Raw genomic sequence first — 25,953 nt, 5'->3', positions numbered from 1 at the left:
ACTAATGAAAACAAAAATAGCAATATTAATGGCCGCCGGATGTATCGCCTTGTCTTCATGCGATGACTTCCTTACCACGCAGAGCACATCGTCACCGAGTGACCAGACATTCCTTGACAGCGACGAGGCGGTAAGCGCCACAACCTATCCTCTCTACAACTACGCATGGTGGGGATTCAACGAGAAGTTCTACTACTCCGTAGGCGACGGCCGCTCCAACAACATCAACGCACCGTGGTCAGACTACATATATCCTTACACCAAACTTACCGAACAGGCAAGTTCGCCCGGTCTTCATGACGCGTGGAAGTCGTTCTACTCCGTAGTAGCACAGGCCAACAACACCATAAACCGCATAAAAGACTTCTCCGGACCGGCCGTAACCGCCGGCGCCAAGTCGCAAGGCATAGCCGAAGCCCGCTTCATGCGCGGCATCGCCTACTGGTACATCGGCTCCATCTGGAACCGCGCCGTACTTTACGAAAACACCTCGGCTATGGTAGGCAACTATGTAGTGCCTCCTCATCGCGTAACCGACGTCATAGAGTTTGCCATCCGCGACCTTGAGTATGCAGCCGCCAATCTGCCCAAGTCGCAAGCCAATGAAGGACGCGTCACCTGCTACAGCGCTTACGGCCTACTGTCGAGAATCTACCTGTCCATGGCCGGACTTACCACCGACGGCGCATACGACGGAAGCAACATAGCCACCGACTTCAACCGCGGAACCCGCAACACATATTACCTTGACCTCGCCAAGAAAGCGGCCGTCAAATGTATGGAAGGGCCTTACAGCCTTATGGACAATTACGGTGACCTGTTTGATGTAAAGACATGGAACAACAATCGGGAGTCGGTATTCCAGCTGCAATGGATAGCCGGTCCTAACGGAAGCGGTGCCGACGGATGCCACAATCCTATTTCGGCTTTCTTCGGCTGGTCATCGATGGTCGATGACGCAGGATGGGGCAACGCCACCTATGCGTCATATGACATAATACGCACCTACGACCCGGCAGAAACCGACCGCCGTCATTACACAGTCACCACATACGGCGAATTCTATCCCGAATTCAACAAGAAAAACGGCGGCTACACAGTAGGAGTGACCGAAGTGGACGACAATGCCTACAAAAAACGCTGCCATGTGAAGAAGCACGTGCTCGGCAAATTTGACGACAACGGCGTGAGCTACAAGCAGTCCAGCGGCGTCAACACCTACATGATGCGCCTTGCGGAAGTGTACCTAAACCTTGCCGAAGCCATACTCGGCAACGCCGCATCGACATCCGACGCCGTTGCCCTCGAGTATTTCAACCAAGTACGCACCCGCGCCGGCATGCCTGCCAAAAACAAGATCGACTACGACGACATCCACTACGAGCGCCGTATAGAGCTCGCATTTGAAGGCCAATACTGGTACGACCTGCTCCGCCGCGCCTACTATCAGCAGGCCGAAGTGGTCAACTACCTCAACCATCAGGACCGCCACGCCGGCTACGAATATGACGAAAGCGAGCCCTGCAAATACGCCAAGACTTCCGACGCCACCGACGTGTCCACCGCTACCATAGCAAGCCTTCAGTTCCCGCTCTCCGACGTAGACCTCGGCCGTAACCCGCGCCTGAGCGAGACTCCTGTCTCCTACGAGTTCGGCGAACGCGAAGTCACCCCCGCCGATTTGTTTAACTAATTTTACTTATTGACAACAGATATGAAAAATCTAAAATATATATGGCTCTCCGTGGTAGCGCTTCTGTCGGCCGGCTTCGTATCGTGCAACGATGACGACGAGTACTTCGACGGAAAGTATCAGGACCAGCCTATCGTGGTTAACAAGGTCTATCTCGAAAACTACGAGTCATCGGTGCCCGACCGAGAGGTTGAGTTTGCCCGCCTCGGACAACTCATACGTCTTGAGGGCTCCGGTTTCATGGGCATGAAGAAAGTGTTTGTCAACGGTTTCGACACCTACTTCAACCGCGCTTATGTAAGTGACAACTCCATGCTCATCCAACTCAGCAGCAAGACCCCCATCACCGATGCCGAAGATGACGTGCGCAACACCATTCGTCTCGTCAAGGACGGCACCGAGACAGTCCACAACTTCACCATACGCGCCGCCTCGCCCAGCATCAAGGGCATACGGAATGCTCTCCCCGCGGCAGGCGAACAGGTCGTGGTACTCGGCGCAGGCCTTCAGGAAATAACCAGAATCACCCTTCCCGGCGGTGTGGAGATCACCGAAGGCATCAACTCTGACGAGGACGGTGAATGGTACTCCTTCACCATGCCCGCCGAACTCACTGCAGGAGGCGCCATCATCGCAGAAGGAGCCAACGGCATATCGCAGACACCCGCCTACTTCAACGAGCGCCGCGGCATGCTCCTCGACTTCGACACCGAAGGACAGCAAGGCGCTTGGAGTTGGAAAGAAGCCGGCTCAATGATAGGCTTCGAGGACCGCACCGACGATGACGGCAACGCTACCATGAAGAACGATCTCGTGCAAGATCCTCTCGGCACCAACGGACAGGTATGCCAGATAGTACCCGACCGTCTTCTCGCCGATGGCGGCATCGTATCGGGCAAGCCCCGCGTAACAGAGTGCTGGACCGTAGGCGACGGCAATCTCGAATACGAGAACTGGGCACGCATGAGCGCCCTCATTCCGGCCGATACCCCGCTTGACGAAGTGGCATTCCAGTTTGATATTTACGTACCCAATAAGTGGGGCTCCACCGGCCAGATTCAGATATGCCTCGTAAACAACTATCAGTACAAGGGCATCGACTCCGACGAATACGGTTCGGGCAAACTGACCGCTTTCTTTACCCCATGGGTAGTAGACGGCGAAAACGTGCCGTTCACTACCGAAGGCTGGACTACAGTCACCATTCCCCTGTCGGAGTTCGGCAAATACAAAGCCCTGCTTGAGGATAAAGAAGCCGTGGCACCAACATTCCAGACCGTGATAGACGACCGTCTTGCAGCAACCTACCCCAACTTCGGCATGGGCTTCGTCAACACCGACTACGTGCTCGGCGACGTAGCCTTCCCGTCAGACTTGTTCAACACCAAGATCTATGTCGACAACTGGCGTATAGTACCCTGCAAAAACGTCGTTATTTCCGACTATCCAGAAGATGAGGAGGAGGAATAATATTAACCGTTAAAACCCAAGAACGACACAATTATGAAATTAAACAAGATAATACTTCCGTCAATCGCGCTTGCCACAATAATGGCAAGCTGCGATGACCAGATAATGGAGTGGCAGGACAAAGACAACACAGTCGATGCCTCGGAGCTGCCCCTCACCGACAACGAGAAACTAAAACTCTACAAGCCTATAAAGGAGTACGTGGCCCAATATCACCCAAATCTGAATCTTGCCCTCGGTATAGGCGCCGACATGTATCTTGACGATGCCGACGCAAAAGCCCTGATCGACGCCAACTTCACGGGCATCACCCTCGGCAACGCCATGAAGATGGGCGTGATGGTAAACGCCAGCGGCAACATCGACTACACTACAGTAGACAATGTGCTGGCAGCAATGCCCGCCGGCATGAAGCTATACGGCCACAATCTGCTCTGGCACACCCAGCAGCCGCAGACCTATCTCAAGTCGCTCATCGCTCCCGAAATGAAGGTAGTTGTTGACCAAAATGATGTATGTGTAAATGTAATCGGTAACTCCGGCTTTGAGGAGAACATGAACGGATGGATCAGCTGGAGCCACCATACAAAGAGTCTTGTCAGTCCCGGCTACAACAGCAACCAATGTCTTAAATTGTCAGTCGACAACACTAGCACAAACAGTTGGCATGACCAACTGTTCTGGACACTTGACACCCCACTCGTACCCGGCGAGACATACGCTTACCAGTTCTGGGCCCGTACAGACAATCCCGGAGCGGTAGTACAGTTTATGTATCAGAATACAGCCAACGGCAACCAAGACTGGGGCGCAAACTGTGAACTTGCTTCAAACTGGGTATTGTTTACCGGCGAAGTGATTTTGTCAGATGAAAAGACCGACGTGACCCGTGTAGGATTGCAATTCGGCGGAATGGAAGCTGATATCTATATCGATGACTTCAAGTTCGGTATTAAAAACGAAGGCCCCGCCAATCTATGTGAAAACGGTAATTTCAGCAATGGCACAACCGGTTGGACCATCAACAATGCAAGCGGTGGTGTAGAAACCGTAGAGTTAGCCGACGCTCCTTCAGGCAACAAGAACGTGCTTAAAATGGTTGCCAACGACGCTGTCAGCAATGCATGGGACCTTCAGGTCATATCACCGAAGATACCCAACACGACCGGTGCCGATGTGGAGATTTCGTTCTACGTAAAATCCGATATTCCCGGAAAAGGCCGTCTCTCATTCTCCGGCGACATGTCCAACCAATGGCCGTGGATGAACTGGACCGGAAATCAGTCAGGCTGGACCGAGGCCTTCGAGACCGGGACGGGGTGGACCTACATAAAGGTCATACCGCAGAAGTTCAGTTGCGACTTCAATGAAGGCACTACGACGTGGCAGTTCAATCTTGATTTCGGGTATATGCCGGGAGTCACTTACTATATCGACAATGTACTTGTAACAGAAGTTGCCGACGAACCCGCACCTGCAATACTGAACGCATCTCGCGCCGGCGGCATCACCTACATTCCGAAGAGCGCCGAAGAGAAGAAGACCATACTTCTCGACGCTATGGAACAGTGGATCAAGTCCATCATGGAGCATGTAGGCGACCGTGTTGACGCATGGGATGTAATCAACGAGCCTATAGCCGACGGCAGCAACGGATGGCGCGGTATCGACGGCGTGTTCGGCAGCAACAACAATGACGGCGTGGCCGACTCCGAGCCGGTAGAGACAGAGACCGACGGCCTCACCCTCAACTGGGCTTCAGAAGCAGGCAACCAGCACTGGTACTGGGGCTACTACCTCGGCAAGGACTACGCTGTAAAGGCATTTGAATTCGCACGCAAGTATGCACCCAACGCCAAACTGTTTGTCAACGAATACAACCTCGAGACAAGCCCGGCGAAACTTGATGCTCTCATCGGCTTTGTAAACTACATCGACCAAAACGGCGGTCAAGTCGACGGTATCGGCACCCAGATGCACGTCAACTACAAAATCAGCAAAGAGCAGGTTGACGCCATGTTCAAGAAACTGGCCCAGACCGGCAAGCTCATACGCATCACCGAGCTCGACGTGGCGTTCGGCGTGGAGGAGGGCAAGACCATAACCCCCTCGGAAGCTCAGCTAAGCGAACAAGCCGCCACATATCAGATGATTCTCACCTCTTACTTCGAGAACATCCCCGAGGCCCAGCAGTCGTCCATAACCATATGGGGCTTCTCGGACAACAAGAAAGAGCACGAATACTGGCTGCCCGGCGACGCGCCCAACCTGTTTGACGGCGACTACAACCGCAAAATAGCCTATAAGGGCGTATGCGACGCGATAGCCGGATACGATGTATCGACCGACTTCAAAGGTGAAGAGTGGAAAGACCTTCATGAAGGTGAAGAAGGCACACCTGCCGAATAAACCGTAACCCGTTACATTACATACATAACGAGGGGAGGACCGATTTTCCCTCCCCTCGTATTTTTTAACAAAATCTCACGCATATGCACAGATTATTTTTGATGTCAATAGCCTTATGTCTCTCAGTTGCCGCTTATGCCGGCAACGTGCGGCTGGTTAAACATGGCGCTGCCACTCAGCTCACTGTCGACGGCAAACCGTTTATCATCATCGGAGGAGAACTCGGCAATAGCTCGGCTTCATCGGAGGCCGATATAAAGCGTATATTTCCCAAACTGAAGCGCATGAACCTCAACACGGTGCTTGTGCCGGTTTATTGGGACATGATAGAGCCCTCAGAGCTACAATATGACTTCTCACTCGTAGACGCAGCGATTGATGAAGCGCGCAAAAATAATCTGAAAATAGTATTTCTTTGGTTCGGCGCATGGAAAAATTCCATGAGCTGCTATGCACCGGAGTGGTTTAAGAAAGATTACCGCAAATATCCCCGCGCCCGCACCGCAGCAGGAAAACCTCTTGAAATCGCGAGCGCATTTTCCGAGAATGTGTATAAAGCCGACAGCCGCGCGTTTACACGCTGGCTGAAGCATGTAGCCAACCGCGACACCGACGGCACAGTGCTCATGATACAGATAGAAAATGAAATAGGCATGCTCGAGAGCCCGAGAGACTATTCTCCGGCGGCACAGACCGCTTATGACAAGGGTGTTCCAACGGCGCTTATCGACCATCTCAAAAAACACAAGACATCACTTCATCCGCAGTTGGCGGCGCGATGGCGCGACAACGGCATGAAGACTTCGGGCAGTTGGCACGATGTATTCGGCGAAGACATATACAGCGACGAATACTTCATGGCGTGGAACTATGCCCTTTACGTGGAGCGGCTCGCTCAATGCGCGCGTGCCGTAATTGACCGGCCTCTATATGTCAATGCAGCCATGAACAGCCGAGGGCGCAAACCCGGCGAGTATCCTTCGGCCGGTCCTCTCGCCCATCTGAAAGACATATGGCATGCCGCCGCTCCGTCGGTCGACATGCTTTCGCCCGACCTTTACGACAAGGGTTTCACCGACTGGGTAGCACAATACCACACCGTCGACAATCCTTTGTTTATACCGGAGATACGCCGTTTTGACGGAAACGCGGCCCAAGCGTTTTACGTAATCGGCGAACATGACGCCATAGGCTTCAGCCCGTTCTCAATCGAGAACGGCAGCGACTCACCCGATGCACCTGCAGTCAAGGGCTATGCCAAACTGCTTGAACTGATGCCCATATTGGCGAGACATCAGGGCCAAGGCTCCATGAACGGCCTGTATTTTGACAACGACTCGACCGAGCGTGTGATTGCACGCGACGATATAAAGATAACCGCAAGCCACTACTTCACTCTGCCTTGGGACCCGAGGGCTACCGACGGTTCCGCTTGGCCATCGACCGGAGGAGTAGTCATAAGGCTCGCTCCACGAGAGTACATAGTAGCCGGCAGCGGCATAGTATTGAAGTTTGAAAACACCGGCGAAAGTACGGTAACGCAGACTCTCGGAGAAGACGGCTTCCTCAACACCGGCAGCGACCGCAAGGCCGCAAGCGGATGGAACGGAAGCTCCCGAATAGGTCTCGGCACCGTCGACGAGGTATCGGTCAACCCTGACGGCACTCTGTCGCGCGTGCGCCGCTATTGCGGCGACGAAACCCATCAGGGGCGTCATGTGCGTATAGGCGTCGATGACTTTCAGGTGCTTCATGTGACACTTTATGACTACAAATAAGCATGATGTTACGCAGTTGTAGATTTGTGATACATAATTGTACCTTTCAGCCCTCGGCTATTGAGTAATTTTGCTCATGTCAACTTAACCGAAATCCGACTTAATAATACCGCTATTATGAAACATAGTGTAAAATATATCGCATCACTCCTCGCCATGCTATACATGGGAGCCATGGAATGTGACGCAAAAGTGACTTTGCCCCGTATCCTGTCGCCGGGCATGGTGGTGCAGCGTGAACATCCCGTGGTTCTGTGGGGCAAAGCCGACCCCGGAGAGACTGTGACAGTAAAAATCACCGACAGCCGCAACAAAACCGTCGGACCTCGCAAAGGCATATCGGTCACCGCCGGCGATGACGGCCAATGGCGCGCCGAGTACTCCGAGCTAAAAGCCGGAGGGCCTTACACCATAACAATCAATGACATAACTATCGACAATGTGCTCTCGGGCGACGTATACCTCTTCTCCGGTCAGTCCAACATAGACCTGACAGTAGGACGAGTCACTGACATGTTTGCCGACGAGATAGCCTCATACAGCAATGACAAGATACGTCATTTCAACGTACCCAACGCATACGAATTTCACCAGCCGCTCGATGACGTAAAAAACTGTACATGGCAGCCTACAACCGATGAGCAACTGATGGCTTTTTCAGCACTTGCCTACTTTTTCTCAAAAGAACTTAACGAACGCACAGGCCTACCTGTAGGCATAATCAGATCAAGCTGGGGAGGCACCCCCATAGAATCTTGGATAAAGGAAGAGCGTCTTGCCGAATTTCCCGGCCTTGTAAATAAAAAACGCATATATGAGGATGACGCCTACCGCAACCGCATAAACCAGCTCGCCGGCGAAAGTTCGGCACGCCGTCAGTCATTGCTATATGCCACCGACCCGGGCCTTCATGATGCGGTAAAATGGTATGAACCCGCTTTTGATGACTCCGACTGGCCTACGGTTGAAATACCCTCAGGTTCTGTCACTGACGGCACTATAGCCGGCGACGACATACATTGCGGCTGGAAAGCCGCCGACGGATGGGCCACCGACGGCCTGAATCCGGTCAACGGCTCACACTGGTTCCGCAAAACCGTATCGCTCCCCTCCTCGATGGCGGGCAAGCCGGGACTGCTACGCTTGGGCTGCATAGTCGACGCCGATTCGGTATATGTCAACGGCACTTTTGTCGGAACCGTATCCTACCAGTATCCGCCCCGTAAATATCCCATACCCGCAGGATTGCTTAAAGAGGGCGACAACCAGATAACCATACGCCTGTTCAGCAACGGAGGCAGAGCTAATTTCGTGCCTGAAAAGCCCTACAAGCTCATAGCCGGCGACGAGGAGATAAATCTCGAAGGCGCATGGAAATATCACCGCGGTGCCGTCGTGCCCCCTGTACAGGGAGGTGTATCGTTCAACTATATACCCGCAGTACTGTACAATGCCATGATACATCCTATCATCAACTACCCGGTAAACGGAGTGGTATGGTATCAGGGAGAGAGCAACGTCGACACCCGCAATTCATACACATACATGCTCAAGACTTTGATGGACTCGTGGCGCGCCGATTTCAATGACCGCGACATGCCGTTCTACATAGTGGAGCTGGCCGACTTCCTGCATAAAGACGACCGCGGCGGACGTGCGGCATGGGCTGAAATGCGCCGCAATCAGGCTGAAGCGGCCAAGTCCACCCACAATGCCTACCTTGTGCCAAACAGTGACCTCGGAGAGTGGAACGACATACATCCGCTTGACAAGAAGACCGTAGGCCACCGTGTAGTCGAAGCCGTAATAAAACATAACGAAATAAAGAAATAACATAATCCACCTTATAGACATGGAATCACAACTGACTATGAATGTAAATAATACCGAAGCACAGAGCAAAGGCTTCTACAAACTTGGCTGGATGCAACGCATCGGATTCGGGTCGGGTGACCTCGCCCAGAATCTTATCTACCAGACGATCAGCATGTACCTGCTGTTCTTCTATACCAATGTATATGGTCTCGATCCCGGCGTAGCGGCCATAATGTTTCTCATCGTAAGAATCGTGGACGTCATCTGGGATCCGCTCGTAGGCACTTTCGTCGACAAGCACGACCCTAAACTCGGCAAATACCGCGCATATCTGGTGCTCGGCGGCATACCGCTTACAGGCTTCGCCCTACTGTGCTTCTGGAACGGCTTCTCAGGCTCGCTTCTGTATGCCTATATAACCTATGTGGGGCTGTCGATGTGCTACACTCTTGTCAATGTGCCCTATGGAGCGCTCAACGCGTCACTGACACGCGATACAGACGAAATAACCATTCTTACTTCAGTGAGAATGTTCATGGCCAACGTGGGCGGCCTCGCGGTAGGTATGGGTATACCTATCATCCTGAAGATTTTCGACCCCTCGGAAACCTCCGACCTATCGTCAAGTGACTCCGCATGGTTCATCACTATGTCCATATACGGCATAATAGGTCTGGCCCTGCTATTCTTCTGCTTCTCGCAGTGCAGAGAGCGCGTGGTCATGGACAAGAAAGAGACAGAAAACGTCAAAGTATCTGACCTTTGGCTTGAATTTGTACGCAACAAGCCCCTGCGCATACTCGCATTCTTCTTTATCACGGCATTCGCCATGATGGCAATAGGCAACTCGGCAGGAGCATATTACATCAATTACAATCTCCACGGCACAGCCGAAGAACTTTCCATATTCATGGGCCTCGGCTCGATACCCGCATTCATCTTCATGCCCATGATACCTTCCATAAAGCGCATGGTAGGCAAGAAAGGCATGTTCTACATATTTCTTGTCACGGCTATAGTGGGCATGGGCCTTCTTTACCTCATCTCCATGGTCGACGCACTCAAAGAACACATGTGGCTGGTGTATGTGGCACAGTTCGTAAAATCCACCGGCGTCATTGTAGCTACAGGCTACATGTGGGCGCTTGTGCCTGAAGTCATATCTTATGGTGAATATACCCACGGACGCCGCATCTCCGGCATCGTCAACGCCCTTACCGGCATCTTCTATAAAGCTGGCATGGCTCTTGGCGGAGTGGTTCCCGGCCTCGTGCTTGCGTTTGTCGACTTCAACGCATCCGACAACGTACAGTCGCCGCTTGCCGAACAAGGTATACTTTGGCTCGTATCGGTCATCCCTGCCATACTGCTCGTTGTAGCCATATTTATAATATCAAAATATGATCTTGACGACGACCGTATAGACACGATAAATAAAGAGATTGAAAACCGTCATAAATCAGACAATTAAATAAAATCATGAAGAAAATCACAAAATTAATGCTTTTATCGGGCGTAGTGGCCCTGTCATCAACATTCTACATGTGTGCCGAAAAAACAGCGGCCGAACCTACACTTAAAGACAGTTTCAAAGACTGCTTCCTCATGGGCACGGCGCTGAATGTTCATCAGGTTTCGGGTCGCGACTCTATGGGACAGGCTACAGCCTTGAAGCACTTCAACTCCATCGTGGCCGAAAATGCCATGAAATCCGCCAATATACATCCTGAAGAGAACAGATACTACTGGGATGACGCCGACGCATTTGTCAAGTTAGGCGAGGACAACGGCATGTTTATCATCGGACACTGCCTTGTGTGGCATTCACAATGCTCACCGTGGTTTCTTGTCGATGAAAACGGCAACGACGTTGACGCCGAAACGCTTAAATCACGTCTGCGCGATCATATACACACCATCGTGGGCCGTTATAAAGGACGCGTACACGGATGGGATGTCGTAAACGAGGCCATTGTCGAGGACGGAAGTTACCGTAACAGCGGTTTCTACCGTATACTCGGAGAGGAATTCATACCGTTGGCATTCCAATATGCTCACGAAGCCGATCCCGACGCCGAACTCTATTACAACGACTACGGCATGAACGTGCCGGGACGCCGCAACACTGTCGTCAAGATGGTCAATAGCATGAAAGAGCGCGGTATCCGCATCGACGCCATCGGCATGCAGTCGCACATGGGCATGGATTATCCCGATCTGAACGAGTTCGAAGAGTCACTGGAAGCTTTTGCCGGAACCGGCTGCAAAGTCATGATTACAGAATGGGACATGAGCGCCCTTCCAACCGTGAACCAAGGAGCCAACGTATCCGATACAACCGCTTACCAGAAGCAGCTCAACCCATACCCCGACGGATTGCCTGAAGATATCGACACCAAGTGGAATAACCGTATGGCCGATGTCATGCGTCTGTTCATGAAGCATTCCGATGTTATAACCCGTGTGACCGCATGGGGAGTAAGCGACGGTGACTCATGGAAAAATGACTGGCCCGTACGCGGACGCAAGGAATATCCCCTGCTTTTTGACCGCGATTATCAGGTTAAACCGTTTATTAATACTGTCGCTGCCGAAGCTAAATGCGGCGACAAATAAAAACAGACCACAGCTATGAAAAAAGAAAGATATCTTGTCCCGCAGGACTACATGGCCGATCCCGCAGTACACGTATTTAACGGACGCGTATACATATATCCCTCTCATGACTGGGACAGCGGAGCCGGTGAAAACGACAACGGCGACCACTTCGAGATGAAAGACTACCATGTCTTCTCTACCGACGACATCATGGAAGGCGAGGTCATAGACCACGGCAAAGTACTTGATGTAGCCGATATACCTTGGGCCGGACGTCAGCTCTGGGACTGCGATGTGGCTGAAAAAGACGGCAAGTACTATATGTATTTCCCGTTAAAGGACAAAAACGACGTGTTTCACATAGGAGTGGCCGTGGCCGACAAACCGGAAGGTCCGTTCATTCCGCAGCCCGATCCCATCCGCGGCAGCTACTCTATAGACCCGGCTGTGTTCCGTGAAGGCGATGACTACTATATGTACTTCGGCGGACTTTGGGGCGGACAGTTGCAGCGCTACCGCGATAACAAAGCTCTCGAAGAGCCACATCTGGAACCCGATGAAAACCCGGCCATACCATCTCGGATAGTACGGCTCACCGAAGACATGCTCCAGTTTGCCGAAGAGCCTCGTCCTATCGTCATACTTGATCCTGCGACAGGCGAGCCGCTGAAAGCCGGCGACAATACGCGCCGCTTCTTCGAGGCTTCATGGATGCACAAGTACAACGGCAAGTACTACTTCTCCTATTCTACAGGCGACACCCACCGTTTGTGCTATGCCGTGGGCGACAACCCGTATGGCCCATTCACATATCAGGGCTGCATAATGACGCCTGTCGTAGGATGGACCACACACCATGCCATAATAGAGCACAAAGGCAAGTGGTATATCTTCCATCATGACTGTGTGCCCTCAGGCGGCAAGACATGGTTGCGCAGCCTCAAAGTGACTCCGTTGGAGTATGACGCCGACGGTCATATAATAACAATAGATGGCGGCGGTACTGGTGATGAATAAACTGGTTATACATTATATTATTGGTGCTTTCGCCTTCATGCTTACATGCATGTCGGCGAAAGCTTCCGTTTATGACGGTTCACGGTTATGGCTGCCGCAACCCGTTGAGAATAATGCCGCTGTTATAAAAGCTCCAAAGTCCTCATCCGCTACTATCAACGTTGCCACAGCCGAATTACGTAGTTCATGGACCGGAGCACCGGTGGAGATGAAACTCATAAAAGACAAAAGCCTTGGACGTGACGGCTTCATTATCACACCGGGAAAAGATAAGGTGACACTAACGGCAAACAGCGCACCGGGACTGCTGTATGGAGCATACCGCCTCTTAGCCATGCAGACAGCCGGCAAATCTCTGCCGAACGAAATCAGAGAAGTTCCCTCCTACGACCTGCGCATACTTAATCACTGGGACAATCTTGACAGGACTATTGAACGGGGCTACTCCGGTAGCAGCATATGGGTGTGGGATGAACTGCCGGCTACCATATCGCCACGTTATAAGGAATATGCCCGGGCCAATGCGGCTGTAGGCATAAACGGAGTTGTCCTTAACAATGTCAATGCCTCGTCAAGCATCTTGTCGGCTGGGTATCTGCACAAGGTTAAAGCAATCGCCGACATATTCCGTCCTTATGGCATAAAGGTATATCTGTCGGCCAACTTTGCGGCTCCCATGCAGCTTGACAGCCTTCCGACAGCCGATCCCCTTGACCGGCAAGTCATAAAATGGTGGAAGGATAAGGCAAGTGAGATATACCGCCTTATACCCGATTTCGGTGGATTTCTTGTCAAAGCCAACTCTGAAGGACAGCCCGGACCTTGTGATTTCGACCGTTCACATGCTCAGGGAGCCAATATGATGGCCCGAGCATTAAAACCCCATGGCGGCATCGTCATGTGGAGGGCATTTGTATACTCTCCGGCTGACGCCGACCGCGCAAAACAGGCTTATATCGAATTTCAGCCGCTTGACGGACAGTTTGATGACAATGTCATCGTACAGATAAAGAACGGCCCTGTCGACTTCCAGCCCCGCGAGCCTTACAGCCCGCTGTTCGGCGCCATGCCGTCAACCGACTGCATGGTAGAGTTTCAGATCACGCAGGAGTATCTCGGCCACAGCAATCATCTGGCATATCTCGCTCCTATGTGGAAGGAATTCTTCAGCTATGTGAATCCTAAGTCAATAAAAGCGGTAGCCGGAGTCGCCAACGTGGGTGATGATACCAACTGGACCGGCCACCCGTTTGCACAGGCCAACTGGTACGCATTCGGACGACTCGCATGGAATCCCGCTCTAACCGGCGAAGATATAGCCGACGAATGGCTTTCACAAACCATCTTTAACGGTTGCAACGTCCCGGCAGAGATAACTGCTGAAGTAATCGACATAATGATGCGCAGCCGTGAAGCTGTTGTAGACTACATGATGCCTATGGGTCTGCATCATCTGTTTGCGTTCGGCCATCACTACGGTCCCGAGCCTTGGTGTGCCATAGAGGGCGGACGCCCCGACTGGATGCCGTCATATTATCACCGGGCCGACAGCGCCGGCATTGGCTTCGACCGTAGTTCAAAAGGCAGCAACGCTATAGGTCAGTATCCTGACAATCTGGCCAAACGGCTTGATAATCCGGCTTTATGTCCCGAAGAGTTTCTCCTTTGGTTTCATCATCTGCCGTGGGAGTATCAGCTCCCGTCCGGCGATACGCTGTGGGATAGTCTCTGCCGCCACTATGAGCGTGGAGTTGTAGAAACGAGGGACTTCCAGCGCCGATGGGAGCACGTGCAACCCTATGTAGACCCGGCATTGTTTGACGACATACAACGACGTCTCAAGACGCAGGTACGCGATGCCATATGGTGGAAAGACGGATGTCTGCTGTACTTCCAAGAACTATCACGACTCCCATTCCCCGATGACATCACTCCTCCTGTCCACAATCTCGACGACCTGAAAAAAGTGAATCTCGGCATAAGCAATTTTGAATGCCCCACCGCCGACTTGCTTAACAGACAACGATAAATCGAGACCAACTTAATAATAGACGCCGTCCGGATTAAATAATCGCGAGACGGCGTCTATTGTTATGTCATATACCTTTAAACGGCTCTATATGAATGGTTATGACTGTATCATATCCGTATAAGTCGCGTAGTCCTGACTCTGCCGCGGAAGCAATATCATGACCCTCCGTCACGGTTATATATGGGTCTACCTTTACATGACAGTCTATCATGACGGTGTGTCCGTTTCGACGAGTGCGCAGATTATGCAGACCTTTCACCCCACCCACCGACTTGATAATATCACTTATTCGCATGACCTCATCCTCGGGCAACGACTGTTCAAGCAGTTCGTTTATAGCGGGCCGCCCTATCTGAACGGCAGAAATAACGATAAACGCCGCTATCAGCAACGATGCCACCGGGTCAAGAATACGCCACTGCTCACCCAGAAAATATGATGCCGACACCCCTACAAGAGTGGCTATAGACGATATGGCATCGCTCCTGTGATGCCACGCGTTGGCTATAAGCGAACTTGAGTTTATACGACGACCCGCTTTAACTGTGTATCTGAACAGATACTCTTTGGCAAGTATCGATACTATAGCCACGACAAGAGTCCATATATCAGGCCGCGGCAGCACACTTCCGTCAACAAAAGCCATAATGGTCCTTACTCCGCCTATACCGAGTCCGACAGCCACTATAAGAAGAGCCACGGCTATAAGCAAAGTGGCAAACGTCTCATATTTTCCGTGACCGTAAGGATGTGAGTCGTCAGCATGTTTATAAGCCAGTCCCACAAATACAAGCACGATAAAATCAGTGGCAAAGTCACTTAGCGAATGTACGCCGTCGGCCACAAGTGCATCACTATGGCCATACCATCCAAAGAATATCTTCAGAACCATCAGTACCGCATTGACCCAGAAACCGATCCAAGTCACCCGCTTTATCGTAGATACGATTGAATTGTCCACATTATTAGTCCCTGACATAGTCATATTCCAGTTATATAGCTTCGTATTTTGATTCAATAACCGAAGTTACTATTTTATCGGTATTTATACTAATAAAATATGTGTCACAATATTATTTTATATTTCAATTGCACAAATTCAACATTTTAATTACCTTTGTTCGAAATCATTCATCACATAACAATTAAACGACAACCTTGAAAACAATCCTGTCCATAACATGCTTTATGGCATTAGTCATATCCATCTGCACCCCGCGCGATAATGAAATAATCGTTGTCAACAAATCGGATCACAATATATCTTCATGCTATGCCTCAATAGCAGAAGAATATATCCGTGATGTTATTTCAGGTGACTTTACAATTACTGACATCGACGGGCAAGAGATACCTTACACCATCACTGATACCAAATTAGTCATATTTCCCGTAACCATCGAAGCCGGCTCAAAACTATACTACACCTTGAGACAAGGCGTACCGACCGTCATGCTGAAAATAGACAAAGATATTGACTTCGCCGACACAGAGATGGGCTCCTCCATTGCCGTCGCTGTCATATGAGCACAAACGCCGTATACTTACCGTAAAACAGACCATGCACAGTCATACCTGACCACCTGCAAAATCCGGTTAACCGTTCATGTTAAGCTCGGTTCTTCTGATGATGTAGCCCGTCACATGGCATCAAGCCGCTTTTAAATGTAAAATTGCGTATTAAAGCTATTTTCAGTAATTTTGCAGAGAAGTAGCATAACAATGACCTATTACAGCGATATACTTAAGGATATTCAGAAACAGGGAAATTTCAGGACTATACCCAAAGGTGGATCAACCGGCTATGTCGACTTTTCCACCAACGACTATATGGGACTCGGTGAACGCGAAGACCTACGCTCCGATTTTTTTTCCGATGAACACAACCGGCTCATCCCCCTGACTTCATCGGCCTCACGCCTTCTTGCCTCACGTCAGGACGAACACTTCCGGCTTGAAGAGATGATGTCGCAACTCTATCGTCGCGACATATTGTTGTTCAACAGCGGATACCACGCCAATACCGGCATCATATCCGCAATAGCAGGACAAGGCACATTCATCATAGCCGACAAACTAAGTCACGCAAGTATAATCGACGGTATCATACTGTCACGGGCACCGTTTACTCGCTTCAGACACAACGACTACAACCATCTTGAGTCCATAATAAAGCAGAACATCGATCGCTACGAACGGTTGCTTGTCATAACCGAATCCATATTCAGCATGGACGGTGACAGTTGCGACATAGCCGTTCTTGCCGCCTTAAAGCAGAAGTATCCGTCAGTACAATTGTATGTCGACGAAGCACACGCATTCGGTGTATGCGGCCCACAAGGACTCGGACTCGCAAAAGCCTCACCATATTATGAAGCTGTAGACATCATAGTGGGAACTTTCGGCAAAGCGGCAGCCTCATGCGGAGCGTTTACAGCCGTTTCGCCAGTTATAAAGTCATTTCTTATCAACAAGTCGCGCAGCTTTATCTTCTCGACGGCGCTGCCGCCGCTCAATTCGGCATGGACTCGCTTCATTGTAAACAAATTAATATCAATGGACGCTGAACGTGCAAAAGTATACCGACTATCTTGTCGGCTCGCCGAAGCCTTGGGCTCGACTCAGCAGCACAGCCATATAGCACCGCTCATAACAGGCGACGCAGTCAAAGCGGTAAAACTGTCGGAAAAATTACTGTCCTCAGGATACAAAGCCCTGCCTATACGCACTCCCACCGTACCGGCAGGTACAGAAAGACTGCGTTTCAGCATAAGCGCAGCTATGAATGACAGCGACATAACAGGACTGAAAAAAGCATTGTCGGCATTATGAAACAGGAGTTTACTTCATTTGAGAACAACAATAGCCTTATAATCATATTTGCAGGATGGGGCATGTCGGCCGATCCGTTCCGACAACTGCGCATCGAAGGATGTGACATAATGACAGTGTGGGACTACTCCGTTGTCAATTTTGACACCACACCCCTTGCCCGCTATGACGACTTGTATATATTCGCATGGTCATTCGGTGTTTTCATGGCTCAATCTGTCATAAAACAATACAAAATAAAACCCACACTGAAGATAGCGGTAAACGGCTCGCTGCACCCCATTGATGACCTGCTGGGAATACCTGAAGATATATTCCAAGGCACTCTTGACAGGCTTGACAGCAGAAATCTCGAAAAATTCTACCGTCGCATGTGTGACTCCCGCGAAACTTACGAGAACTTCAGAAGCCACATGCCGCAACGCGATATTGAAGATCTGCGCAACGAGCTATTGTCGATAAGTACACTCTACCGTTCAGATGCTTCAGCCTACGGCCATTCTACATGGGACCGCGTCATAATCGCCGAAAACGACAGAATATTTCCCCCCGATAACCTGCGTCGGGAATGGGACGGCCATAACCGAATACGCACAATTGCCTCGGGTCATATGCCCGACTGGCAGGTCCTTATCGAGCAGGAGATAATAGACAAGCGCCTTGTAGGTGAAAAATTCAGCAAAAGCGCCTCACGCTACGACGACAATGCGTCAGTACAGAGAGAGATAGCCCATCATCTTCACACTCTGTGGCTGGCTCACACCACCGAGTCACCATCATCGATACTCGAGATCGGCTATGGCACAGGCTTTCTGACAGCCCTATATGCCACATCATGGCCTCTTGCCGACCTGTCGCTATGGGATCTCGCTCCACAGCCAGTCAAGGGAATTCCGGCAAATACAAATATAACTGCCTGCGACGGAGAAAAACTCATAGCCGACGTACCGGATGACACATTTGACGTCATAACGTCGGCCTCATGTATACAATGGTTTCAATCACTGCCTAAGTTTCTGTATCATGCCGCTCGTGTCGTAAAATCCAGAGGGCTCATCGTCCTCTCCACTTTCGGCCCGCAAAATATAGCGGAGGTATCGGAAGTCACTCACCTGCCGTTACGTTACTATTCTGCCGACGAACTTAGAGCCATGATACCGGAAAACTGCGATGTGATAGCTCTTGAAGAGAGCGAGATGAAACTCAACTTCCCTTCACCGCGGCATGTAATGTCACACCTGCGCAACACCGGAGTCAACGCACTACGCCACACCGCCATGACGGTCACCGATTTCACCCGTGGATATCCGGTCACATCGTCAGGAGCGCCGCTAACCTACCGACCAATATACATCATTATAAAAAAGCGCAGCAATGAGTGATATAATATTTATTTCGGGCATAGACACCGATGCAGGCAAGACATACGCCACCGGCATCATAGCCCGCCGCCTTATGGCAGAAGGCAAGTCCGTGATAACACAGAAGTTTATTCAGACCGGCAATACAGACATGTCGGAAGACATATTAAAACATCGAGAGATAACAGGAACCGGATTATTGCCCGAGGATACAGCCCGCCTGACCGCGCCGGTAATTTTCACATATCCCGCCTCGGCCCAGCTCGCGGCAAAACTGGACGGCAAGAGCATAGACCTCGACCTTATCGACCGCTGTTCCCGACAACTGAGCGAGCGATATGACACTGTGCTTGTCGAAGGAGCCGGAGGACTTATGGTTCCGATTACAGACGATTTTTTTACAATAGACTACGTGACCACTCGCCGAATGCCGCTCATTTTGGTCACCAACGGAGTACTCGGCTCAATCAACCACACCCTGCTGTCTCTTGAAGCCATAAAGTCGCGTGGCATTCGATTGCTGGAGGTTGTATATAATACATTTTTCGACAACGACAAGATTATAGCAGCCGACACATCATCGTTTATAAAGCGTTATATCGAACGTAATTTTATTGGTGTTAAATTTACAACTATTTGACACACTGCATTCCCCGAAAAACACTATGAATCTGTTTAAATGTTAAAAATACACCGATTCCCGGCATAAAAGTGTATTTATTTCACCATTATTTACTAACTTTACGCCAAGCGTTAACGCCGTTCAAGAGAAATCTACTTATTTTTATTATGAATGTCAATACATTAGTACTGTCTATCACAAAGGAGCAACTCTCCGCTCTACCGACCGTCACTTATCCCGGACATATCATAGTGATAAACACGGTTGAGCAGGCCAAGAGTGCGCTTGAAACAATCAGGCGTTTCCCTGTAGTGGGATTCGACACCGAGACAAAACCGTCGTTCAGAAAAGGGCGCACAAATCAGGTGGCACTGATGCAGTTTGCCACCGAAGAGTGCTGTTACCTTTTCCGCATTAACAAGTTCGGCTTTCCCGATGAATTGCGCGACCTTATCGAAAATCCCCGGATTACAAAGGTCGGGCTGTCGCTGAAAGACGACTTTCATGTCATGCACAAGTTGCATGATTTTCAGCCAGCCGGCTTCGTCGATCTGCAGGATCTTGTCAAAGAGTTTAATATCCTTGACTGCAGTCTGCAGAAAATTTATGGCATAATATTCGGCGAACGTATATCAAAAAGTCAACGGCTCTCCAACTGGGAAGCCTCGACACTATCAACCCCTCAGCAGACCTACGCCTCCATTGACGCGTGGGCTTGTCTGAAAATTTACTCTCACCTCACGGCAGGTCGTTTTGATCCTTGCCGGTCGCCTTATATAAAACATGTCGACGAAAGCAATGACACCAACCGTTAAAGAAAAATCGCTATGGTACCTATGAAAAAATCTACATTTGTACCGCTCATACTCCTCGTATACCTTGGTGTTATGAGCTACATCGGCCGCGGTGAGTTTTTTGCCGGCAATTATGGCTATTATTTCAGCATAATAGGCTTGACATTGCTGTGCATAGTGCTTTTGCACTTCTTTTTGAAAAAACGCGAGCGGTTACGTAAAGAACGCGAAGACGATCTCAATAAAAAGAGATGACGTCTTCGCACTAAATTTTTGCATCCTGCCAATGCACATGTCAGGTAATGACCGATGACATGTATACTTGGCAGGCCTAATTGTTATGTCAGCCTGATAATCGGATGTCGCTGTAAATTATTCCTCTTCGGCATCGGCACCGGGTGGCACCATAGTCTGCCGTCTGCCGAGTGGCAGCGTATAGCTGACTGAAAACGAAGCATTGAATAATGAAGACTTGGCTCCGTAGCCGGGCACATACCACGGCTCTCCATATTCACCCTTGCCTCCATGCGCTATACGGTGCACCTTTAGCTCCCATCCGAGCGACACATTGCCAAGAACTTTGACCCGTATGCCTACCATAGCCTCAAAATAGCCGACTGTAGCACGTTGGGAGGGAATGTCGAAAGATACGTTTTCATCCCAATAGCCTTGGTTCATAGTCACATCAGTAACCTCATAACTGAAGTTGCTGACACCGTAACGCAACCCGGCATAAACAGAATAATCGGGATTGGAATTATATAGAAAATTATAGTTAAGTCCAATCTTGAAATAGGGCGCTATAGATGACTTGTAAGTATAATTACCATCATCCGGAGTATAGTTGGCAGACCCCAGACCTATCTCAACGGCAGGCTTTATCCAATTATGCAGACTAAGCTCTCCCCAAAAGCCTATGAGTCCGTATTTTTGCCCGAAACAACGCATCAGAGGGTCCCACACATTGACTCCGACAGTAACAGCATCGAATCGAGGATAGATGAGTTTAGGAGCGGTAGTGAGAATAGTGTCACGATACTCCTCACCCGAGATAGTATCGACAAGAACGGTATGTCCGGCCAAATCGGTAGTTTCAACAACACTTGCAGGACGACCACCGGCCACAGTATCGACTGCCTCCGGAACAACAGGAGCACCACGCTTTTTATCAGGATTGTCCACCGGAGTAATGCGTCGTTGAGCCGCTGCTGACAGGGCCAAAGCGCCGATCAATAATATTATACAGAATCGGTTCATTCGTCAGGAGTTTCGTTTTGGCCGGGGTTATCTCCGGGATTGTCATCAGGATTATCGGGATTGTCTCCGGGCACATCAGGACTATCGGGGTCGTCAGGAGCATCGGGTTTTTCAATGTCGGCTGTGCGGAAATAGATATGGATTTTCTCCACATCCTCATTGGTTATAAGACTGTCAACCAAGCCGACGGAGTCTATCAGATGCTTCGTATAATACATCTCATTGATCTTATAGCGAAACATAGCGCCGCACTCCTCCGAAGCAAAATAAGGGATTGAAGTGTAATTGAACGTTATGATATCGTACAATGCGCCACCACCAAGTTGCTCCGATTCATATCGTATAAAGTAACTTGTCTCCTCGGCTGTAGATCGGAAAGGCAGATACATTTTGCCAGCCGAACCATTGTCAAGCAGCAACGAGTCGTCAGGAGCATCCACCCCCCCGATAGAAATCTCGTTTACAGTAATAGCGCCAAGTGTCTCGTAGGAATAAAATCCCGCAAGCGGTATGGAACTCTTGTTTTCAGTACACCCCGATGTGTTGCATGACGTATGTAAGACGACAAGCATACATGCGAGTAAGACCAGTTTCAGAATTTTCCCCATTTCACAATATCGTCTAATGCCTTACGCTTCTTTTCAGGTACAGTTTCTCCGTCGACAGGATATCCTATAGGGATTATGGCTATAGGCTCGACATTGTCAGGCAACTGGAGTCCATCTTTGACTATCGCAAGGTCAAAGTTGCATACCCAACAGGTTCCCAGTCCCACAGAGGTAGCAGCAAGACATAGATGCTCCACGGCAATAGCCACATCCACATCAGTGTGGTCCTTTCCGTCAAAGCCGCGGTGCCAAGCTTCATCATGCGTGCCGAGAGCCACAATATAGACCGGCGCATTGTCAAACCACTCCCGCGAATAACTCTTTCGCAGGACCTCGCTCTGCGCGGCGTCATCTATGACAAGAAAACGCCACGGCTGCTTGTTGCAGGCAGAAGGAGCAAGACGTACTATATCAAGTATGGCGACAAGCAAATCTTCAGGCACTTTGCGGTCGCTGTAATTACGGCATGAGTAACGACGTGAAACAAGGTCGTAAAATTGCGGATAAGCGTTCATTTCAAATTATATCTATTAACAATGTGTCGTTATTTCTTCTTCTATCTCATATTCATTGCGACGATCGGAATTGCGCACGATCAACTCTCCGATAAAACCGGTCAGAAACAATTGCGCACCCAACAGCATTGCTGTCAGCGCCAAGTAAAAATAAGGCGAATCCGTAACAAGAATATAGTGGTTGCCGTGATGCATGTCGTACAATTTTGTGAAGCCTACAACAGCCACGGCAATAAGACCCAAGAAAAACATAAGGCTTCCGAGCAATCCGAAAAAGTGCATCGGCTTAATCCCGAAGCGCGAGGTAAACCAAAGTGTTGCGAGATCAAGATAACCGTTTACAAAGCGGTCGAGTCCAAATTTAGTAGTACCGTACTTCCGGGCCTGATGATGCACTACCTTTTCTCCTATGCGGTTGAATCCGGCATTTTTTGCGAGATAAGGGACATATCGGTGCATGTCGCCGTAAACCTCTATGCGTTTTACTACTTTATTGCGGTAGGCTTTAAGGCCGCAATTGAAGTCATGCAGATTGCGTATACCGCTCACTTTGCGTGCAGTGGCGTTAAACAGCTTGGTAGGTATGGTCTTAGACAGCGGATCATAGCGTTTTTGCTTCCATCCCGATACAAGGTCATACCTGTCTTGGGTAATCATGCGGTAAAGCTCGGGAATTTCATCGGGACTGTCTTGTAAATCCGCATCCATTGTTATTACAACATCGCCCTGAGCTCTCTGAAAGCCGGTGTTCAGTGCCGGCGATTTCCCATAGTTACGTCTAAAGCTTACTCCCTTCACGTTAGGGTTCTGCTGCCGGAGCCGCTTAATCACTTCCCATGAATCATCGGTAGAACCGTCATTAATGAAAAGTATCTCATACGTGAAGTTATTTTCATTCATGACACGGGTAATCCATGCCTCAAGCTCGGGCAGAGACTCCGCCTCATTATATAAAGGAACGACTACAGAAATATCCATCGCCAAAATTTATTTATGTTTTTTATTATAACCGCGTGCCTGCACAAGCAAGGACATGAGCATCGACAAAATGGACCCGGAAAATACAATGAGCCACAACATATTGATGGAAAATTCTATAGGACGCGGTATCAAACGGGCTTCACGCGCACGCGACACTACATCAGCCAACTCTTTTCCACGCTCCCAATCGGCCTGATTGTACACCGAAATCATCGCATCAATCTGCGCATCAATAAATCCCGGATTGACATAGCGCATATAAATCACCGATACGAATGCCGATATCACTCCGCCGAAAAAAAACGTAGCGATACCCTCCATCCACAATGATGAGAAAATAGTCTTGCCCATATCTGTTATATAAGATCGGCGCAAAGACATGTAGATAAATACCGGTACACCGGCAATAAGCACCAATGACACCGGACTTAGGATGGGATATGTCATGGAGTAGGCTGTGGCAAAAAATATGACACAAAGATATACTCCCAAAATCAGGCCTGCATCAGCACCCCGACGATAAGGAGACTGTCCTGTTGATTTTCCATCATTCATACGGTTGCAAAGGTATAAAATAAAACTGACATTTCAGTCAATTTTTCAGTTACTTTGAGGTGTATCACGGTATACATACGCACCGAGATCGGGAGCAGCACCACGCTGCAGTCCATAGTAATCAACCGAGCTTTCGGGCAGCGACAGTGAAGCGTCACCGGCACCTATGGCCGGAGAACCGGATGTCAACCGATAGTCAAAACGATATTCTTCAAGCGATACGTCAAACCGAGGATCGAAGCCCCATAGTATTTCCGAAAAACCGGCATCATCAATGCCGTTAGCTTTAAGCAGACAACGCTCAAAAAAGACAGAACGGCCAGAGATATCCAAGGGACTCATCAACGCTCCGAGACCATATACAATAGAATTGGCACAAGACACCTCGGTATGCTCCGCTTTCAAAATCAACATGGCCTCTTCTACCGGCGCAAATATATAATCATTGGCTATTGTACAATGATTGAACAGATGATGGCCTCCGTCAAGAACAACGACTCCCGAAGGTGCTCCGGAAAATTCGCAACCGACAGCAGTGACATCAGCACCGACAGCGGACAAAACCGAAGATGACGAATTGCGCAACCGACAATTCAGCAGATGAAGCCGTGATGTACCATCGGCAACAATCCCTCTTTCCGTATTGGCAACCGTCGTATAATTCATATTACCGTCACTTGACGCACCCGACAGCTCAATACCGCGCCACTGCCCCGGCACAACATCGTAGGGCACCGCAGAAGAAGCCACGCAGCCGAAACGGTCACCGCACATCACAACAGGAGCATCGGATGTTCCGTCAACAACAAGATGCCCATAAACATGCAAACCTGCACCGGCATGAAAATAGAGCCGGGCACCGCGTGCAATATTAAGCGTAGAGCCTTCCGGCACCGTGACATTACCATATATATTATACGGATAGCGGGCATCCCACTCCGTAACACCGTCAAGGGTCACAGATTCGACATGAACCACATCCTGAGCCGACGCCTCAAGCAAAACAGTAGACCTGACGCCATTGGTCATAAAATCAAGCGGAACGGAAACGCGGACAGGCTCCGGTGTTCCGACAGGAGGCAACACAGCCTCGACAAATACATATATTGAATCTTTTCCCCGTATAAGAATATTTTCAAAAACCTCACCTGACGCACCATCCACATTAAGTAGGAAACGACCGGTCACAGACTCGTCGCGAAAGGCTATCGAACCGATGACAATACCATCCTTATCACGATTATATACTTTAAACGCATACACAGGCGAAGGTAAACCAGTAAACACAGTGCCCATATCCAACACTTCACAAGAAAATTCGGGCTGCACCGCCATATCGGCGGTGACATCATCATTAATACATGACAACAGCATTACAGAAAGTACAAATACCTGTAAGCACAATATGATTTTCTTCCGCATCAGAATAAATTATTATAATATGTATATAACGGATATAACAGGCAGCTTATTGCAATACAGAAAACATGGATGTGAAAGGTAGGGGTATAAAAAAAGGGTGCAAGCGTTGTGCTTGCACCCTGAAGGGGGCGGTTACCTACTCTCCCACTTTCGCAGTACCATCGGCGTGATGAGGTTTAACTTCTCTGTTCGGA

22 protein-coding genes are annotated in these 25,953 nt (G+C 49.8%); 15 read left to right on the top strand and 7 right to left on the bottom strand.

The window, feature by feature from the left end; genetic code table 11:
* The first annotated feature begins 4 nt into the window (after positions 1-4).
* From FW767_RS10310 to FW767_RS10270, 9 genes are all read left to right on the top strand, one after another.
* Positions 5-1,693, top strand: coding sequence for a RagB/SusD family nutrient uptake outer membrane protein (locus tag FW767_RS10310; RefSeq protein ID WP_121699281.1), 1,689 nt, complete (start codon positions 5-7; stop codon positions 1,691-1,693).
* Positions 1,694-1,714: 21 nt separating this feature from the next.
* Complete coding sequence (locus FW767_RS10305; RefSeq protein WP_121699280.1) at positions 1,715-3,163, top strand: glycan-binding surface protein; 1,449 nt, start codon at positions 1,715-1,717, stop codon at positions 3,161-3,163.
* A gap of 33 nt (positions 3,164-3,196) precedes the next feature.
* Positions 3,197-5,572 carry an endo-1,4-beta-xylanase gene (locus tag FW767_RS10300; protein WP_121699279.1) on the top strand — a complete coding sequence of 792 codons (2,376 nt, stop codon included), beginning with the start codon at positions 3,197-3,199 and terminating at the stop codon, positions 5,570-5,572.
* Positions 5,573-5,655: 83 nt separating this feature from the next.
* The gene (locus tag FW767_RS10295; protein WP_121699278.1) at positions 5,656-7,350 is read left to right on the top strand and encodes a GH35 family beta-galactosidase; all 1,695 of its coding nucleotides are present in this window, start codon (positions 5,656-5,658) and stop codon (positions 7,348-7,350) included.
* 117 nt (positions 7,351-7,467) lie between these two features.
* Positions 7,468-9,183, top strand: coding sequence for a sialate O-acetylesterase (locus FW767_RS10290; protein ID WP_235898102.1), 1,716 nt, complete (start codon positions 7,468-7,470; stop codon positions 9,181-9,183).
* A gap of 37 nt (positions 9,184-9,220) precedes the next feature.
* A complete protein-coding gene (locus FW767_RS10285; protein WP_121699324.1) occupies positions 9,221-10,636 on the top strand; it encodes an MFS transporter in 1,416 nt (471 codons plus the stop codon).
* A gap of 8 nt (positions 10,637-10,644) precedes the next feature.
* Positions 10,645-11,781: an endo-1,4-beta-xylanase gene (locus FW767_RS10280; RefSeq protein WP_121699277.1), complete on the top strand. Its 1,137-nt coding sequence runs from the start codon at positions 10,645-10,647 to the stop codon at positions 11,779-11,781.
* Between the two features lie 15 nt (positions 11,782-11,796).
* Positions 11,797-12,780 (top strand): glycoside hydrolase family 43 protein, encoded by a 984-nt coding sequence (locus FW767_RS10275; protein ID WP_121699276.1) that lies wholly within the window; start codon positions 11,797-11,799, stop codon positions 12,778-12,780.
* Between the two features lie 37 nt (positions 12,781-12,817).
* A complete protein-coding gene (locus FW767_RS10270; protein ID WP_235898104.1) occupies positions 12,818-14,809 on the top strand; it encodes an alpha-glucuronidase family glycosyl hydrolase in 1,992 nt (663 codons plus the stop codon).
* A gap of 67 nt (positions 14,810-14,876) precedes the next feature.
* On the opposite strand, the gene FW767_RS10265 is transcribed toward FW767_RS10270, so the two are convergent.
* Positions 14,877-15,791, bottom strand: a complete 915-nt coding sequence (locus tag FW767_RS10265; protein WP_121699323.1) for a cation diffusion facilitator family transporter — start codon at positions 15,789-15,791, stop codon at positions 14,877-14,879.
* Positions 15,792-16,000: 209 nt separating this feature from the next.
* Between FW767_RS10265 and FW767_RS10260 the strand changes: the two genes are divergently transcribed.
* The 6 genes from FW767_RS10260 (at position 16,001) to FW767_RS10235 (ending at position 20,676) form a co-directional block, all read left to right on the top strand.
* Positions 16,001-16,339, top strand: coding sequence for a hypothetical protein (locus FW767_RS10260; RefSeq protein WP_121699274.1), 339 nt, complete (start codon positions 16,001-16,003; stop codon positions 16,337-16,339).
* 195 nt (positions 16,340-16,534) lie between these two features.
* Positions 16,535-17,644 (top strand): aminotransferase class I/II-fold pyridoxal phosphate-dependent enzyme, encoded by a 1,110-nt coding sequence (locus tag FW767_RS10255; RefSeq protein ID WP_121699273.1) that lies wholly within the window; start codon positions 16,535-16,537, stop codon positions 17,642-17,644.
* Complete coding sequence (locus tag FW767_RS10250) at positions 17,641-19,026, top strand: pimeloyl-ACP methyl esterase BioG family protein (RefSeq protein ID WP_121699272.1); 1,386 nt, start codon at positions 17,641-17,643, stop codon at positions 19,024-19,026. Before FW767_RS10255 ends, FW767_RS10250 begins: the two co-directional genes overlap by 4 nt.
* A complete protein-coding gene (gene bioD / locus FW767_RS10245) occupies positions 19,019-19,645 on the top strand; it encodes a dethiobiotin synthase (RefSeq protein WP_121699271.1) in 627 nt (208 codons plus the stop codon). Before FW767_RS10250 ends, bioD begins: the two co-directional genes overlap by 8 nt.
* A gap of 149 nt (positions 19,646-19,794) precedes the next feature.
* Positions 19,795-20,442, top strand: coding sequence for a 3'-5' exonuclease (locus tag FW767_RS10240; RefSeq protein ID WP_121699270.1), 648 nt, complete (start codon positions 19,795-19,797; stop codon positions 20,440-20,442).
* Between the two features lie 21 nt (positions 20,443-20,463).
* Positions 20,464-20,676, top strand: a complete 213-nt coding sequence (locus tag FW767_RS10235; protein WP_147438761.1) for a hypothetical protein — start codon at positions 20,464-20,466, stop codon at positions 20,674-20,676.
* A gap of 117 nt (positions 20,677-20,793) precedes the next feature.
* Here the strand turns inward: FW767_RS10235 and FW767_RS10230 are convergent, their stop codons facing one another.
* The 6 genes from FW767_RS10230 to FW767_RS10205 are packed head-to-tail and all read right to left on the bottom strand — an operon-like array spanning position 20,794 to position 25,759.
* Positions 20,794-21,678 carry a DUF6048 family protein gene (locus tag FW767_RS10230; protein WP_121699269.1) on the bottom strand — a complete coding sequence of 295 codons (885 nt, stop codon included), beginning with the start codon at positions 21,676-21,678 and terminating at the stop codon, positions 20,794-20,796.
* Positions 21,675-22,286 (bottom strand): DUF6452 family protein, encoded by a 612-nt coding sequence (locus FW767_RS13160; RefSeq protein WP_205523892.1) that lies wholly within the window; start codon positions 22,284-22,286, stop codon positions 21,675-21,677. Before FW767_RS13160 ends, FW767_RS10230 begins: the two co-directional genes overlap by 4 nt.
* On the bottom strand, positions 22,271-22,801 hold the full coding sequence (locus tag FW767_RS10220; protein ID WP_121699268.1) for a nitroreductase family protein: 531 nt from the start codon (positions 22,799-22,801) through the stop codon (positions 22,271-22,273). Before FW767_RS10220 ends, FW767_RS13160 begins: the two co-directional genes overlap by 16 nt.
* 15 nt (positions 22,802-22,816) lie before the next feature.
* On the bottom strand, positions 22,817-23,779 hold the full coding sequence (locus tag FW767_RS10215; RefSeq protein ID WP_121699267.1) for a glycosyltransferase family 2 protein: 963 nt from the start codon (positions 23,777-23,779) through the stop codon (positions 22,817-22,819).
* 9 nt (positions 23,780-23,788) lie between these two features.
* Positions 23,789-24,337, bottom strand: coding sequence for a DUF4199 domain-containing protein (locus FW767_RS10210; protein WP_121699266.1), 549 nt, complete (start codon positions 24,335-24,337; stop codon positions 23,789-23,791).
* A gap of 45 nt (positions 24,338-24,382) precedes the next feature.
* Positions 24,383-25,759 carry a hypothetical protein gene (locus FW767_RS10205; protein ID WP_147438760.1) on the bottom strand — a complete coding sequence of 459 codons (1,377 nt, stop codon included), beginning with the start codon at positions 25,757-25,759 and terminating at the stop codon, positions 24,383-24,385.
* Positions 25,760-25,953 lie beyond the last annotated feature (194 nt).

Source organism: Heminiphilus faecis, from assembly GCF_008728965.1.
Lineage (GTDB): Bacteria > Bacteroidota > Bacteroidia > Bacteroidales > Muribaculaceae > Muribaculum > Muribaculum faecis.
Note: the sequence above shows the minus strand (reverse complement) of the source record. Positions and strands in the feature narration are given on the sequence as shown.